The following is a 15,439-nucleotide window of genomic DNA, read 5'->3' on the forward strand; positions in this document are numbered from 1 at the left end:
ACCGTCATTGTCCCACCAGGGCCAGCGCCTGGGCCAGGTTGTACTCCGCGATACCGCGTATGAATTCCGTATGGGGGAAGTCCCCGTCGAGCAGGCGCAGCGGGCCCGCGACGAGGTTCAGGTGCATGGCCAGCCGGTACAGGCGCAGGCGGGCCTCGTCGAGGCCGGGAGCGCGGAGGGCGTCGTACGCGGGGCCGAAGCGGAGCCGCAGGAACACGTGCTCCCACTCGGCGTCGAAGTACATCAGCCCCTCGATGTCGATGAGCACCGGGTTCCCGTCGGCGTCCACGAGGACGTGGTCCGGGCCGAGTTCGCCGTGGATCAGGGTGTACCGGGCGCGCGGGCGGACCTCGGCGGCCAGGGAGCGCACGGTGTCCTCCAGCGCCTGGCGGGCGGCGGCGATCCGCGGGTCGCGTACGGCGGCCTGGGCGATGTCGGCCAGCGCGCGGTCGGTGACGAGCTGCTCGCAGGAACCGCCGTGCGAGGAGCCTTTGTTGTCGACGAGACGCACCTTGCCGTAGGCGTCCGCCGTGCAGTCGCCCATGGCCGCCAGCATCCCGGCCAGCCGCTCCAGGACCGGGCGGGCCGCGTCCGGGTCGTGCCGGAGCGCCTCCTCCAGGCTGCCGCCCCGGATGTCCTCGACGACGGCCGCGTTCGCCTCCGGGTCGGCGTGCAGCAGGCGGGGCGTGCGGACGCCGAGGGCGGACAGGCGGGCGTGCGACGCGGTGAACAGGTCGAGGCCGGAGGCGTGCGAGAACGGGTCGCGGGGGTCGCTGTCGGGCTGGTCCCAGTAGTCCTCGTCGGGGGACCAGACGTAGGCGACCGCCGTCGTGTCGTCGTCGAGGGCGAGGCGGTAGGCGCCCTTCTTGGAACCGCCGCGCAGCCGGGTGACGGCCACGAGGGTGCGGGCCGGGCCGACGGCGGCCCGGGCGAGCGGGGCCAGTGCGGCGACGGTCGGTTGCTGTCGTGTGCGGGTCACCGCACCCAGTCTTCCTTGTAGGCCCTCCAGTCGGCCTCCGTGGCCGCGAAGTCCACGTACAGGGCGACGCCGAAGCGCGAGCGGTCCGCGTCCGTACGGGACAGGCCCAGGCGTACGCCGCGTACGGCGGCCGGGACGGTCTCGGCGTGCGCCCAGTGGCCGAAGCGGTTCTCGTGGTAGAAGGGCAGGCCCATGAGGAGGTCGGTGGAGGCCGGGGTGACCTCCAGGGCGAGGCTGGTCTGCTGGGCGACATAGCCGCCGTACAGGCTCTGCAGCGGCTGCATGGTGTCGTACGACATGACGGCGATCTGGTCCACGCGGCGGGCCACCTCGCCGAAGTACGCCTGCGACCACCACTTGGGGTGGCCCGTGGTCGTGCCCCAGAAGGAGTGGAAGGCGGGCAGCGGGTCGATCTGGTGGGCGGCGACCGAGAGCTGGGCGTTGTTGTCGCGGGTGACGCGGCGCAGGTCGTCCAGGAGGGACAGGTAGTAGCGGTCTCCGGAATGGAGGGGCTCCAGGTCGAAGTGGGCGCCCTCGAAGCCGGCGGCGAGGATCTGCCGGGTGGAGCGGACGACGGCCGCGCGGGTGCCGGCGCGCTCCAGGCGCAGACCGTCGGGGGACTCACTGGCCAGCTTGTCGCCGAGCCAGGCCTGGACGCGTATGCCGGGAAGCTCCCGGTGCACGGCGGCGATCAGCCAACGGGCCTTCGGACAGTCCGACTCGGGGAGGGTTCCGTCGTGCTCCAGGGGACCCGAGTGGACGTACAGATCCCGGATGCCGGTGTCGCGCAGCCGACGGGCGAGGGCCTCGACATCGGCGTCCTTCTTGCGCCCGTCGACCCAGGCGTGCCCCAGCCAGATGGCGTCCTTGTTCCTGGTGTACGTGCCGTCGGCCGGGTCACCGGTGTAGTTCACGCGCAGGGCGGTCTCGGCGGCGAGAAGGGGCAGGACGACGGCAAGGACCACCGCGAGCACCGCTCGCCGCGCCCACGTGACCCACCGCCGACGCCGCACGCGGGGACCGGCGCCCGCACCGGCATCCTGGCCCGCCGTCCCCGGCGCATCACCTTCCGCCGCCGGCACCTCGCCTTCGGTGGGCCGTATCGGTGCCGTGTCCATCCCGTACCCCCTGTCCGTCGTCCCCCACGCGCATCCACAGCGGTCGCGGAGCCGCTTACCTGCCCATACGCTCCGAAATGTGACGTCATCCTCGATCCGTGGCCGGCCCCGGCATGCCAAGTCGCACATAGCCGTGCGGGTGGCGCATGCCCTGCTGGGCTGTGTGGTCGCAGTCGTGTGGCTGGTGTTGCCGGGGATGACGATCAGGGCCCAAGATCCGGTTCCCGTGGCGGGCGTGACCGCCGCGGCGGAGCAGGGCGGTACCTCTCCCGCCGACCTGGTCCTGCCGCTCGTGGTCGTGGCCGCGGTGGTGGTGCTTGCCGGGTACGGGTATCTGCGCCGCACCCGGCGGGCCCGGAGCCGTACGACGCCCGGCCTGGTGTCCGCGCACCCGCCCGAACCGTCGGCCCGCGACTTCGAACGGCAGGCGCGGGCCTCGCTGGTCGCCGCGGACGACAGCGTGCGCACGAGCCGCGAGGAACTCGGCTTCGCCGAGGCGCGGTTCGGACCGGAGGAATTGGAGCCCTTCGCGGGGGCCCTGCGGGCGGCGGAGACCGAGCTGGCGGCCGCGTTCGCGATACGGCGGCGGTACGAGCAGGGGGTTCCGGAGGACGAGTCGGCCCGGCGGCAGGCGCTGATCGGGATCGTGGGGCGGTGCGCGGAGGCCGGGCGGCGGCTGGACGCGGAGGCGGCCGGGTTCGATCAACTGCGGTCGCTGGAAGGGGGGATGAGTGAGGCGCTGGAGGTCGCGGAGGGGCGGTTCCGGGCGCTGGCCGGACGGACGAAGGGTGCCGACGCCGTGCAGGCCGAGCTGCGCGAGCGATACTCGCCCTCGGCCACAGCACCCGTCACCGGCTACCTCGAACAGGCCAAGGACCGGCTCGTGTTCGCCACGACCCACCTCAACCGGGCCCGCCAGACGGCCGATTCCGGGGACAGCTGGCCGGCGGCCCGTGAACTGCGCGCGGCCGAGGGGGCCGTGGCCCAGGCCGAGGTCCTCGTGGCCGGGGTGGAGCGGCTGGCCGCGGAGCTTCAGGAGGCGGCGGGGCTGGTGCCGGCCGTGCTGACCGGCGGGGAGGCGGAGGTCGCCGAGGCGCGCAGACGGCCCCCGCTCCTTCCCGAGGGTGAGCTCCGGGCCCGCCTGGCCCACGCCGACGCGGCCCTGGCCGCCGTACGGGAGGAGCTGACCGGTGGGCCGTACGACCCGTTGGACGCCCTGCGGCGGATCACGCGGGCCGTCGGACTGCTCGCGGTGGGACGCGCCGGTGTCGTCCCGGTGGCCGCCCTGCTGGCCGCCCGCAGCGCCACGTCCGCCGCGGGGGACTTCATCGCCACACACCGGGCGGCGGTGGGCGCCGAGGCCCGCACGCGCCTGGCGGAGGCGGAGCGGCTGCTCGCCGCGCAGGCGGGCCGGTCCGACGGCCTCGCCCGGGAGGCCCGGGAGTTGGCGGAGCGGGACGTACGGGCGCACGGCAACCCGTACGACGGCCCCACCGACCACGCAAGCGGCCTGGCCGGAGCCGTCCTCGGCGGCATCCTGCTCGCCGAGGAACCCGACGGAGGCCCCCCGGCCAGCTTCGGCGGCCCCGACACCCGCGACCGCCGCAGACTCCCCCGGGAATAGCACCGACCGGAACTTGCGCGCGCCTGACGGAAGCGGAGCCGCTGCTTGCCACGGAGGCCGGTGAGTACACCCTCGCCGACGGCCTCGCCCGGGAGGCCCGGGAGCCGGCGGAGCGGGACGTACGAGCACACGACAACCCGTACGACGGCGCCACCGATCGCGCGAGCGGCCTGGCCGGGGAGGTCCTCGGCGGGCCCGACACGCGCAACTGGCGCAGACTCCCCCGGGAGTGGGACCGGCCTGCTGGGACTTGCGCAACTAGCCCCGGGCGCCGCCCGTTCTCAGAACAGGCTCAGCAATGCCTCCGCCGGGTCCGTCAAGGTGTTCTCGCCGTCGGGGAGCGGGAGTTCGAACCAGACCGTCTTGCCGCGAGGTGTGCGCCGGGACCCCCAGGCTGCGCTCAGCAGGCCGACGAGCTGGAGGCCGCGGCCGCCCTCGTCGGTGTCGCGGGCGCGTCGGCGGCGGGGCTGGACCAGGCCGGAGTCCCAGACCTCGCAGACCAGGGTGCGGTCCAGCAGGAGCCGGAGTCTGATCTCGCCCTCGCCGTACCGCAGCGCGTTGGTCACCAGCTCGCTGACCAGCAGCTCCGTGGTGTCGACCAGGGGCTCCAGATCCCAGCTGACCAACTGGCCGCGGGCGTACTCACGGGCGCGGCCCACGCTGCGCGGCTCGCGCGGCAGCGCCCAGTCGCCGACCGAGTCGGCCGGCAGCCCCTGGACGCGGGCCATCAGCAGGGCGATGTCGTCCTCGCCGTGATGGGTGTCGAGGGTGTTGAGGACGTGGTCGCAGACGTCCTCCAGCGGGCTGGCCGGGTCCGTGAGCGCGCCCACGAAGGCCTGGAGGCCCTCGTCGAGGGGGTGGTGCCGGGATTCGACCAGTCCGTCCGTGTACAGGGCGAGCAGGGCGCCCTCGGGGAGTTCGACCTCCACTTCCTCGAACGGCTCGCCGCCCACGCCGAGCGGCATGCCCGGCGGCACGTCCAGCATCAGCGCCGCCTCGCCCGGCTCCACCAGCACCGGCGGCAGATGGCCGGCGTTGGCGAACGTGCAGCGTCTGGTCACCGAGTCGTACACCGCGTACACACAGGTCGCCAGATAGACCTCGGAGAGGTCCGCGTCGCGGGGCTGGCGGGCGGCGCGGGTCGCCTGCTGGACTCCGCCGGGGGTGCCGAGGCCACGGGCGATCTCGTCCAACGCCGAGAGGACCTCGGCCGGTTCCAGGTCGAGCAGCGCCAGCGTGCGGACCGCCGTACGGAGTTCGCCCATCGCCACCGCCGCGCGCAGACCCCGGCCCATGACGTCGCCCACCACCAACGCGGTGCGGTGACCGGGGAGTTCGATCACGTCGAACCAGTCGCCGCCGACCTCGGTCGCCGCGTTGCCGGGCAGATAGCGGCACGCGATGTCCAGGCCGGACGCCTCGGGATCGCCCGGTGGCAGCAGGGACCGCTGCAGTATCAGCGCGCGCTCGTGCTCGCGACGGTAGAGGCGGGCGTTGTCGATGCAGACGGCGGCCCGCGCGGCCAGTTCCACGGCGAGGTCCCGGTCGCGCTCGCCGAACGGCTCGCTGCCCTTCGTCCGGGAGAACTGGGCAAGCCCTACGACCGTGTCGTGGGCAACCATCGGGACGGCCAGCGTGGACTGGACGAGGCCGCCCTCCTCGGCGGGGACGTTCTGCGGGCGGGCGGTGCGCAGGGCGCCCGCGCAGGGCGAGTTGAAGGAGTAGTGGTGGACCGCGCCGACCGCGACCGGTGAGCCGCCGCCGACGAACGGCGCGTCGGAGACCGCGCTGGCGTAGGCGACCCGGCGCAGTTCCGCGCTGCCGTCGGCCAGCCCTGGCGGGGTCTCGTCGCCGGCCAGGAGGCCCTGATAGAGGTCGACGGTGGCGAGGTCGCAGAAGCCGGGCACGACGACGTCGAGGAGTTCGCGGGCCGTCGTCTCCAGATCCAGGGAGTTGCCTATGCGGGCGCCCGCCTCGTTGAGAAGGGCGAGATTTCGCCGCGCGGCCGCCGCCTCGCGGGCCGCCGCACGGCGGGCCGTGATGTCGGTGCCCAGCCAGGCGATGCCGATGGGCCGGCCGCTGCCGCTGTGCACGCGATAGAGGTTGATGGACCAGTGCCGACGCTCCTCGGACCCGGGCACGAAGCCCGTGACGTGCATGTCCGTGATGGAGTTACCGGTCTCCAGGACCCGGCGCAGGGTGGCGGCGACCCGCTCGGCCTCGCTCCGCGGCAGGTAGTCGTGGACTCCCTTGCCCCGGTGGTCGTCCGGTGTACCGCCGAAGATCGAGGCGAACCGCATGTTGGCGCGGCGGACCCGCAGGTCGGGGTCGATCAGCAGGAAGCCGAAAGGAGATTGACCGAAAATTGCCTGCGAGGCGGCGAGGTCGGTTTCGATGCTGCGCAGGGTGCGGACGTCGACCACGATGCAGACGGCGGCCCGGTCGCCCTCGGCGGTCCGGGTCGGCATGACGTAGACCTCGGCGAGGGCTTCCTCCCCGCGCTCCGCGTCCGCCGTGTCCGGCATCCGGAAGGGGACCACCCCGGTCCACTCCCGCCCGTCGAGGATCTCGGCCATCTTGCGCTGGCCCCGCTCGCGCAGATCGGGGTCGATGAAGGCCTCGATGGGGTCCATGCCGACGGCACGCTCGGCGGGGATGCCGAAGAGCTGCTCGGCGCGCAGGCTCCACTGGTCGACGAGCCCGCCGGGGCCGATGGAGAAGGACGCGACCTTGATGTAGTCGTACATGGAGCCGGGCGGACTGACCTGCCACATGGCGTCTCCGGGAGCCGCGGCAGAATCCACGCCCCCCGCCCTCGCGCCGTCCGACGGGTCCTCGGACTCCGTGGCCTTCGCTGGTATCTCGCTCACGCGAACCGTCCCCTCCAGCTCACCGCGTCCGGCACCGGTCACCGGAGGCGGCTGCCCGCAGTATCCAGCACTACGGCGCCGCACGACACGGTGTTCACGATCACAGGTCGGCCCAAGCGGTTTTCGGACCGGACCGCGACAACACTCCCAGTCTTCTAACCAGGGAACACGCCCTCGAACCACAGACTCCGGCAATGGTCACCGGCCAGTGTCGTTCCATGGACGGCGGAAGGGGGCTGTAACACCCCTGGTCCCCCCTGCGGCTCGCGGTTCAACCGGGAACCGCGAGCTCGAACCAGACCGTCTTGCCGTTGTCGCCGGGCCGTGTGCCCCAGCGGCGCGAGGAACTGGCGACCAGTTGGATGCCGCGGCCGCTCTCGTCCTCGAGATGGTGGACCCGTTCGTGCGGCGGATCGGGCAGCGGGTCCGACACCTCGACCAGGAGGGTGTCGCCGAGGCCACTGGGGCGTACGAGGCGTACGCCGATGGGGCCGGTGGCATGCCGGAGCGAGTTTGTCACCAACTCGCTGACCAGCAGCGCCGTCATGTCCGCGAGGGCATCCAGCCCCCAGCCGAGCAACTGGGCCCGGACCGCTGTGCGGGCGGTGCGCACAGCACCGGGATCCGCGGGGAAGGTCCATTCGGCACAGTCGCCTTCGGTGTCGATCACGCCCGATCACTTCCCAGGCAAGCGAGCCCACCCATGTCCGGTTTCGTAGTGTTAATCGACACATACCCGATATCCGGGGCGCAGTACCGCCCGGAGGGGCGCAGTGTGGCACGAACGGCGTAGGGAATCTCAGCCCGCTCCCGCCTCCGGGCGGGTCTCCAGCTGTCGTACGGCGGCGACGTCCTGGTCGAGCCAGTCCACGGACCAGATCTCAGCGGGGGCGAGCCAGCGCAGTTCGTCGTGGTCCTGGAGGGGCTTGGGGTCGGCGGAGCCGGGGCGCAGGCGGGCGGTCCACACGTGGAGCACGTACGGGGGTTTCAGCGGCCACTCCCCCGGGACGCGCTCGACGGCCTCGGTCTCGACGCCGAGCTCCTCGCGCAGTTCGCGCACGAGGGCGGCCTCGGGACTCTCGCCGGGTTCGACCTTGCCGCCGGGCAGCTCCCAGCGGCCGGCCAGCTCGGGGGGCGCGCTGCGGCGCGCGGCGAGCAGGCGATCGCCGTCGAACAGGGCGGCTCCCACCACCACGATCCGTTCCGTCATGGGCGGGAGCCTACGGGAGCGCGGACGGGGTCAGTTGCGTGTGCCGCCGTCTCCGTTCTGGGCGATGCGCTCGACCCAGTAGAGCTGCTTGTGTCCGCGGTCGTCGAGACTGTCGGCGATCTTCTGGGCCTCGGACCGCGTCGCGTACCTGCCCACGCGGTAGCGATTGCCGTTGTCGTCCTGCCGTATCACGAGCCAGGGAAGAGAGACCGTCCCTTCACTCATGGCGCCCCACCCCTCCGCTCCCCATGGACCCGCGCTCTGAGGAAACCGCAATCCGCATATGCCCGAGCGTACGCCTAACCTTTACGCAGCGAACACGGCTTTTCACAAAGAGGTACGCAACCAGCCAGAACCCCGGGGGCGCACGATGATGAATGCGCCGTCCGGGCGCCCCGGTGCGTCTGGTCGGCGGCCCACCTGGGACAGCTGGGGTCACCTGCGAAAACGGCCGGATTCCAACGGCCCGGGACAGCCCGCGGATCGGCGAGGCGACGGGGTCAACTGCCCTTGGGGTGTGCGCTACTTCACCGGGAGGTGGTACGCGGCACGATAGCGGTCGGCGGGGATGACCACGTCCGCCGTCTCCACCGGGCGGCCGGAGGCGTAGTACGTGCGCTGGATGACGAGGACGACATGACCGGGCACACCGCCCAGGATGTGCAGTTCCTCGGCGAGGCCGGGGCGGGCGCCGACCTCCTCGGTGACGTTGTCGACGATGACGTCGATGGCACGCATCCGCTCCACGACGCCCATGCCGCCGAGCGGTCCCTCCTCGGGCAGCATCACGGGCGTGCGCCCGGTGACGGCGAGGGGCTCCCAGGAGGTGGAGAGCATCATCGGCTCTCCACCGTCCCGGAAGAGGTACTTGGTGCACATCACGCGCTCGCCGGGCCGGATGCCGAGCCGGTCGGCGATGGCGCCGCTCGCCTCGGTCTGCTCGCTGCCGGACTCCCAGGTGCCGCGCGCGGCGGCGTCGGACTGCTCCTGGCGGAACGGAGTGGCGCCACCGGACGGGCGGAACCCGGAGCGGGCCACCCGCCGGGGCACGGGCCGCTCGCGCACATAGGTCCCCGAGCCGGAACGGCCCTCGACCAGGCCCTCGGCCATCAGCACCTTGCGGGCCTCCAGGGCGACCGTGTCCGAGACCCCGTACTCCTCGCGGATCCTCGCCTGGGAGGGGAGCCGGGTGTGGGGCGGCAGCGAACCGTCGACGATCTTCTTGCGGAGATCACCCGCGACACGCAGATACGCCGGCTGCTCACCGAAAGTCACTGGCCGCTCCCATCAGATTGTACAGACAGCAACAGAGTGGCAACCGTGGGTTGTGCCGTGCAAGCAAAGGCCAGAGAATCACTCGATGTGATGACTTGTGGCTCGCGAGGGCTTTACGCAGGCACTTTCTCCCCGCTATAGCCGCGATCACACCTCCATACCGCCGCCGTCTCCCCCGCTGTCGGAGCCGCCGCTGTCGTCTTCGTAGGACGGCGGGGTCGTGGCCAGGCCCAGAGCCTTGCGGGCGGTGACCGTCTTGTTCCGGTCGAGCAGCTTGAAGCCCTTGTCGTAGTGCGCGTAGAAGGTGTCGGCGTCGTCGGCCGCGGCGGCCTTCGCCCACTCGGCGCGGGACTTGTCGATCTCCACGACCAACGTGGCGACCGGCTTCTTCGCGTCCGCCGGCCACGAGTGGCCGCGCAGCATCCCGGCCTGCGCGGCGAGCGCCACCTCGACCCGGCCCGCCCACGCCTTGTGCCCGGGCAGGTCGTCCTCGACGTACTCCGCGTCCGGTGCGCTGTCCATGGCGGCGTTGAGCACATGAGCCGCCTTCAGATAGGCGACCTGGTCCGCGTCGAGGACGGTCTCGTCGTTGCGCAGCGAGCCGGTCAGGTTCTTGCCCTCGACGGTGTTGCCGAACACGCAGGTGACCTCGCGGTCGCCCAGGCTCCAGCTGTCCCGGGTCGGGGTGAGGTAGTAGACGTCGACGTCGGAGGGGACGGCCCAGCCGTCCATCGCGTAGCTGTCCTGGAGCCCGTAGCAACGCTCGTCGGCCGCCTTGGTGACCGGGCCGTCGCCCGGGTAGGAGCGGCCCTTCAGCCTGAAGGAGGCGAACACCTCGCCGTCGTGCGCGCGGTCGCAGGACACCTTGTCGACGTCGTCCGTCTCGCCGGACAGCGAGCCGCCGGGCGCGTTGAAGCACTCTCCCTTGGCCAGCGACAGGCTCGCGCCGCCACGCGCGCCCTCCTTGAAGCCCTCCCAGAAGTCAAAGGCCCCGCCGGTGGCGAGCGCCAGCACCCACAACGCGAGCCCGATCCCGGACAGCACGGAGCCACTGATCGCCAGCCCCCTGCCGCGCTCACCCCGCTTTCTGATCTGGACCAGCGCGACGATCCCGAGGACCAGTCCCACTCCCGGCAGGAAGCAGAGGATGCCGAGCACGAGGGCGGCGATGGCGAGCCCGTTGACGGGCGCCGGCCGGTTGAAGGGGCTGTAGCCCTGAGACCAGGGCTGGTACGGCAGTCCGCCGTACGGGCCCTGGGCGTAGGGGCCCTGCCCGTACGGCCCCTGCTCGTAAGGGCCCTGCGGATACGACGGGTGCTGTCCTTCGGGCTGGTGGGGGCCGGGAGGCGGGGGTATGGACACGGGTACCGTGCTCCTGGGTCGGGCGGCGGTGACGCTGAACTGACGTACGACTGGGCGCATGGTAAGCGCGCTGCCGACGGGGGTGGAATGCGGGTCACACATGCGACCGTGCGGGCGGTGAACGGACTGACCGCGCGCTGGGCAGGGGTCGCGGAGCAGGGCACGGTGTTCTCGGCCGCCGGGGTGTGGCCGCTGCTGGCCTTCCTGGCCGACGGGGCCGGGGGCCCGGCGCGGGCCGAGCTGGCGGAGGCGCTCGGGCTGCCCGCCGGGCAAGCGGCGGGCGCGGCACGGGAGTTGCTGGCCGCGATGGAGGCCATGCCCGGCCTGGACTCCGCGCTCGGCCTGTGGACGGACCGCGCGCTGGAGCTGCGGGAGGAGTGGCATGCGGGGCTGCCCGCCGAGGCGCACGGCGTGCTCACCCACGAACTCGCCGCCTCCCAGAAGGCGCTGGACGCCTGGGCGGCGAAGCGGACGGGCGGGCTGATCGAGCGGATGCCGGTCGAGCTGTCGGAGGACGCCAGGATGGTGCTCGCCTGCGCGCTCGCCCTGCGCACGAACTGGCCGCGCCCGTTCAGGGAACTGCCGTTGCGGCCGACCGCCGGGCCGTGGCAGGGCCGTACGCTGCTCGGGCTGTACCGCAGGAGTGTGCGGCCGGACCGGGTCGGTGTGACGAGCGCACCCGAGGGCTTGGTCACCTCGCTGAAGGTGCCCGGCGACAACGGCATCGACGTCCACCTGCTGCTCGGCGAGGAGCGGATGGCCCCCGGGCAGGTGCTGAGGGCGGGCGTCGGCATCCTGGAGCGGGCGCTTTTGGTCGTCGGGGGCGGCCGCCTCCCGTACGGGGACGCGGGACCGGGCCTGCGCGTGGAGCGGCGGCCCGCCCTCACCCCGGAGCCGACGACGCTGGACATCAGGACGGTGGCGTACGAGGTGAAGGCGGACCACGATCTGCTGGCCCTGCACCGCCTGTTCGGGCTCACGACGGCGCGGGACACCCGGCAGGGGCACTTTCCGGGGATCAGCGGTTCCCCGCTCGCCGTCGGGGCGGCCCGGCAGTCGGCGGTCGCCCAGTTCGGCGCCCTCGGGTTCCGCGCCGCCGCGGTGACGGCCGTGATGCCCGTGGCGGGCAGCGGCCCTCCGCGGTACCGCTACGAGACCACCGTCGTCCAGGTGGCGTTCGACCGGCCCTTCGGGTTCCTCGCCGTGCACCGGGAGACGCGTCTGGTGCTCGCGGCCGGCTGGGTCACGGACCCGACGCCGTTCAGCACCCCAGGCCTTATGGGCGCTCCCGCTCCAGGACGGTGACACACCGGGCGAGGAGCGCGGTCAGCGCCGTCCGCTCCTCGTCCGTGAACTCCGCGGCCAGCGCCCGCTCCACCCGTACGGCCCGCGCGTCCGCGTCGGCCATGACGGCGCGGCCCTCGTCCGTGAGCCTCGTCTCCAGCACGTTCTTGTGCCACTCGTGCGGCGTGCGTTCGATCAGGGCACGGTCCTGGAGGTTGTTCAGGACCGTGTTCATCGTCGGCGGGGTGACCCCGCACAGGCGGGCGAGGGCCGCCGCGCTGATGCCGGGGTTGCCGGAGAGGTGGAGCAGCGCCGAGTACTGCGCGACGGTCAGGCCGGCCGGTTTCAGGACCGCGGACTTGGTCGCGGAGAGGGCCTGTTCGGCCCGCTTGAGGTGGGAACCGAGGCGCTCGGCGGCGGGCATGGACGTCATCTGCGCATGCTAATCGCCCCTGCGTCGGTGCACCCTCCACGGGACTGCAAGGCATTAATACATTGACGATGATTAGAGCTCTAACTTAAGTTCATACCCATCATCCCGTGAGAAGCCGAACCGAGAGGCACCACTGTGTCCCGCTCGATGCACCGCCGCACATTCCTCACCACCGCCGCCGCCGCCGCACTGGCCGTGACCGCGACCGCGACCGCACCCACGGCGCGCGCGGCCACCACGCCCCGCGTGTCAACCGCCTTCGCGCTCCCCGGCGACCGCGTCTACCCCGAGGGGATCGCCCTCGACCCGCGCACCGGGGACATATACGTCGGCTCGTACACGACCGGCGCCGTCTACCGCGCCGCTCGCGGGACGCGCACCGCGGAGGTGTTCCTGCCCGCGGGCGCCGACGGCCGCGCCACCGCCAACGGACTCAAGGCCGACCGGGCCGGACGGCTGTGGGTCATCGACTCGACCGCCGGCGTCGACGTCTACGACCTGCGCGACCGGTCCCTGATCGCCCGCTTCGAGGTGCCGGGCGACGCGCCCCGCTTCGTCAACGACCTGGCCGTCGCCCCGGACGGCACGGCCTACCTCACCGACAGCACCCGCGCGGTGATCTACCGCGCCACCCCCGCCGACCTGGCCCGCGGCCCACGCGGGACGCTGACCCCGGCCTACGACCTGAGCTACGTCAAGGACCCGGGGTCCCCCGACGCCTTCACCCTCAACGGCATCGTCGCCGACCCGGCCGGGCAGCGGCTGTTCGCCGTCGACATGACCGGCGGTGGCCTCTACCGGGTGGACGTCGCCACCGGGGCCGTACGCCAAGTCACCCTGTACGGCGGCGACTTGACGCACGGCGACGGGCTGGAGCTGGCCCACGGCACGCTGTGGGCCGCGCACAACGCCGTCGACACGATCACCAGGTGGCGGCTGTCGCCGGACGGCCGCTCGGCCCGTCTGGAGCGACGGTTCACCGACCCCGCGCTGCAGATCCCGACCACGCTGGTCCGCGACCGGGGACGGCTGCTGGTCGTACGCTCGCAGTTCGACAAGGGCGGGCCGATGGGCCCCGGAGTGCCCGAGTCGCCGTTCACCGTGGCGTCCGTGCGGGGAATCTGACGGTCAGGCGTCGAGGCCGGCGGCCCGGGTGCATCTCACCCGACTCCCGCTCATCTCACCCGACTCGTCTCACCCGACTCGTCTCACCCGACTCGTCTCACCCGACCGAGAGAGTCACGACGCGGGAGGCACGAAGGACCTTGCCGTGCGCATCGAGCGCCTTCACCTGGAAGTACGGCCCGGCACTGTTCGTGCTGACGTCGGTCTCGAACCCGTCCCGAGGAACATGACGGGCGACGATGGACAACCGGTCGGGGGCAGGCCCGGCCAGCACCTGCCATGCCCGGGTCTCGGTCGAGCCGTTCCAGGAGGCGTAGACGACGCTGTGCCCGCCGTCGGTGCGTGCCGCCGCGCTCGGTGGGTAGTACGGCGTACCGGTCCACTCGTTCCGGAACGCCCGGTAGGAGATGTCGGAGCCGGGCAGCTTCGCGTCGTAGAGCAGGTTCCGTGCGGCGTCGGCCTCGGTGTTCCCCGCACCCGCGTACTCCGAGTAGTACGGGCTCTGGCCCCACCCGATGAACTCGTTGCCGTTGGCGAGGGCCTGGGTGTTGCCCTGGGTCGGTGACTCCAGCGGCGGCTGGTGGTAGTAGGCCCGATCCACGGTCGCCTTCCGCCCGCGGAAGTCGAGGTTGAGGATCAGACCGTGCGAGCGCTGCTCGGGGGAGCCGTCGGGCAGGTCGCAGCAGCCGTCGTCGAACATGCTGATCCGGTTTCCCGGCCGGAACCGCGCATCGTGCTGCCAGTAGAAGTCGGCGTTGGGCCCGAAGGTGAAGTCGCTCTTCTTCCCGCCGATCTGATAGCGGATCCGCCCGGACTTCTTGGTGACGTCGTAGATCGCCCACATGTTCCGGGCCGAGATCAGCAACCGGCCGTCGGGACCCTCGTCGACCGAGTTGATGTGAAAGGCGTCCCACACGCCGCCGGACGACGACGCGGTCGAGGCCGCCTCCTCGGAATCGGCGGGGTCGAGGTGGTCCAGCGCGTTCCACGAGTAGAGGAGTCGGCCGGTGGCGAGGTCGACCTCCTGGATCTCGCTGTTCTCGATGGCTCCGTTCTCCGGACCCCCATAGGGCGTGAGATCCATGGGCACCGGCCGGGACGCGATGAACAGTGCGGTGCCCCTGCGGGTCAGGGTGAATTCGTGCTCGTCCGGGTAGTAGCCGTGGTGGGCGAAGACCGTCCTGAGCAGGCGGTAGTGGGTGTCGTAGATGTAGTAGCACCCGCCCGGTTCCGGCGCGCCGGCCGGCAGGTTCGTGTACGCCGGAGGAAGCGCGAGGGTGCCCTGCCACCAGGTCAGCACCGGCCGTCCCCGGCCCCCGCGGCCCTCGTAGTAGGTCTGCACCCTGAAGTCGGCGTTCTGCAGGTTCGTGGAGGGCAGCGGACGGAACCAGACCGGATCACCGGAGTCGTCGTTGATGAGCGCCCCGGTCTGGCCGATCATCTGGTCCGCGCTGAACGGCCCGACGAAGATGCCACCCGGAGCCGTCCCCGGCCGGTGCGCGGTGACGCTGACCCGCATCGGGTGCAGACCGGGCTCGGAGACGAAACTCCACACGTCGCTGCCCGACAGGATCGGCGGCGGAGTGGGTTCCGACGGCGGATAGGGAGTCGTGGCACACAGCCGGGCCGCGTCCCCCTCCGGACGCGCCACACCCACGGCGGGCACACAGCTCCCCACGACGCACCCCAAAGCAAGCGCACAGACCCCGACGGCACGCCGGCCTCTCCGCCCCGACCGGCGACCCCACGACTCTCGCGACACCATGGCCGCCTCCTTGGCACCGGGCAACAAGATCGGAAGTTGCTCCCCGGGTGACGGTAAGTGCCAAGGACGCCTTACGCCTGCGCGAAGCCACGGGGGTGGGCCAATCGGCGGGTGGGGGCTCACCCGGTCATGCGACAGGGACTGATGGTGCTTCGGGCCCTGCACCACGACACTGCGCTTACCCTCGGTGCTGGCCACGGCGGTGGCGGCGGGTTGCGTGGCAGTCATCGGCCACCGGCCGGACGTTGTACTGGGGTGCGTACGGCAGCACCATCTTGCTGATGGGGCTATACCTTCCCGAGGTCGCATCCAGCAGAGATCCAGCACGGTGATGGTGTACCCGGCACCCCAGCGCAGCCATGAGCCTTTGTGTACACATGAGACACTCGGTACC

At 72.1% G+C, this 15,439-nt stretch carries 12 protein-coding genes and 1 pseudogene; 3 read left to right on the plus strand and 10 right to left on the minus strand.

From position 1 onward, the window contains the following. Positions 1–4 precede the first annotated feature (4 nt). Positions 5–979, minus strand: coding sequence for a phosphotransferase (locus tag ACFY1J_RS14665; RefSeq protein WP_390708680.1), 975 nt, complete (start codon positions 977–979; stop codon positions 5–7). Further along, positions 976–2,097, minus strand: coding sequence for a hypothetical protein (locus ACFY1J_RS14670; RefSeq protein ID WP_390708679.1), 1,122 nt, complete (start codon positions 2,095–2,097; stop codon positions 976–978). The genes ACFY1J_RS14665 and ACFY1J_RS14670 overlap by 4 nt, the downstream gene beginning before the upstream one ends. A 79-nt stretch (positions 2,098–2,176) precedes the next feature. Here ACFY1J_RS14670 and ACFY1J_RS14675 point away from each other — a divergent pair, with 79 nt between their 5' ends. Continuing rightward, positions 2,177–3,721, plus strand: coding sequence for a hypothetical protein (locus ACFY1J_RS14675; RefSeq protein ID WP_390708678.1), 1,545 nt, complete (start codon positions 2,177–2,179; stop codon positions 3,719–3,721). 281 nt (positions 3,722–4,002) lie between these two features. Here ACFY1J_RS14675 and ACFY1J_RS14680 read toward each other — a convergent pair whose 3' ends face one another. The 6 genes and pseudogenes from ACFY1J_RS14680 to ACFY1J_RS14705 form a co-directional block, all read right to left on the minus strand. Beyond that, complete coding sequence (locus tag ACFY1J_RS14680; protein ID WP_390708677.1) at positions 4,003–6,591, minus strand: SpoIIE family protein phosphatase; 2,589 nt, start codon at positions 6,589–6,591, stop codon at positions 4,003–4,005. 271 nt (positions 6,592–6,862) lie between these two features. Continuing rightward, positions 6,863–7,292 (minus strand): annotated as a pseudogene (locus ACFY1J_RS14685) (ATP-binding protein). A gap of 98 nt (positions 7,293–7,390) precedes the next feature. Continuing rightward, a complete protein-coding gene (locus ACFY1J_RS14690; protein ID WP_390708676.1) occupies positions 7,391–7,801 on the minus strand; it encodes a (deoxy)nucleoside triphosphate pyrophosphohydrolase in 411 nt (136 codons plus the stop codon). Between the two features lie 30 nt (positions 7,802–7,831). Beyond that, positions 7,832–8,026: an SPOR domain-containing protein gene (locus tag ACFY1J_RS14695; protein ID WP_390708675.1), complete on the minus strand. Its 195-nt coding sequence runs from the start codon at positions 8,024–8,026 to the stop codon at positions 7,832–7,834. Positions 8,027–8,323: 297 nt separating this feature from the next. Further along, positions 8,324–9,076, minus strand: coding sequence for a GntR family transcriptional regulator (locus ACFY1J_RS14700; protein ID WP_390708674.1), 753 nt, complete (start codon positions 9,074–9,076; stop codon positions 8,324–8,326). A gap of 147 nt (positions 9,077–9,223) precedes the next feature. Next, complete coding sequence (locus tag ACFY1J_RS14705) at positions 9,224–10,438, minus strand: DUF4190 domain-containing protein (RefSeq protein WP_390708673.1); 1,215 nt, start codon at positions 10,436–10,438, stop codon at positions 9,224–9,226. Positions 10,439–10,525: 87 nt separating this feature from the next. Here ACFY1J_RS14705 and ACFY1J_RS14710 point away from each other — a divergent pair, with 87 nt between their 5' ends. Next, the gene (locus ACFY1J_RS14710; RefSeq protein WP_390708672.1) at positions 10,526–11,743 is read left to right on the plus strand and encodes a serpin family protein; all 1,218 of its coding nucleotides are present in this window, start codon (positions 10,526–10,528) and stop codon (positions 11,741–11,743) included. Here ACFY1J_RS14710 and ACFY1J_RS14715 read toward each other — a convergent pair. Further along, positions 11,715–12,155 carry a MarR family winged helix-turn-helix transcriptional regulator gene (locus tag ACFY1J_RS14715; RefSeq protein WP_390708671.1) on the minus strand — a complete coding sequence of 147 codons (441 nt, stop codon included), beginning with the start codon at positions 12,153–12,155 and terminating at the stop codon, positions 11,715–11,717. The two genes, ACFY1J_RS14710 and ACFY1J_RS14715, sit on opposite strands and share 29 nt — an antisense overlap. A gap of 147 nt (positions 12,156–12,302) precedes the next feature. Here ACFY1J_RS14715 and ACFY1J_RS14720 point away from each other — a divergent pair, with 147 nt between their 5' ends. Continuing rightward, a complete protein-coding gene (locus ACFY1J_RS14720) occupies positions 12,303–13,280 on the plus strand; it encodes an SMP-30/gluconolactonase/LRE family protein (RefSeq protein ID WP_390731290.1) in 978 nt (325 codons plus the stop codon). Between the two features lie 97 nt (positions 13,281–13,377). On the opposite strand, the gene ACFY1J_RS14725 is transcribed toward ACFY1J_RS14720, so the two are convergent. Continuing rightward, complete coding sequence (locus ACFY1J_RS14725) at positions 13,378–14,937, minus strand: arylsulfotransferase family protein (RefSeq protein WP_390708669.1); 1,560 nt, start codon at positions 14,935–14,937, stop codon at positions 13,378–13,380. Positions 14,938–15,439: the final 502 nt, after the last annotated feature.

This window comes from Streptomyces sp. NPDC001406, assembly GCF_042895285.1.
GTDB lineage: Bacteria > Actinomycetota > Actinomycetes > Streptomycetales > Streptomycetaceae > Streptomyces.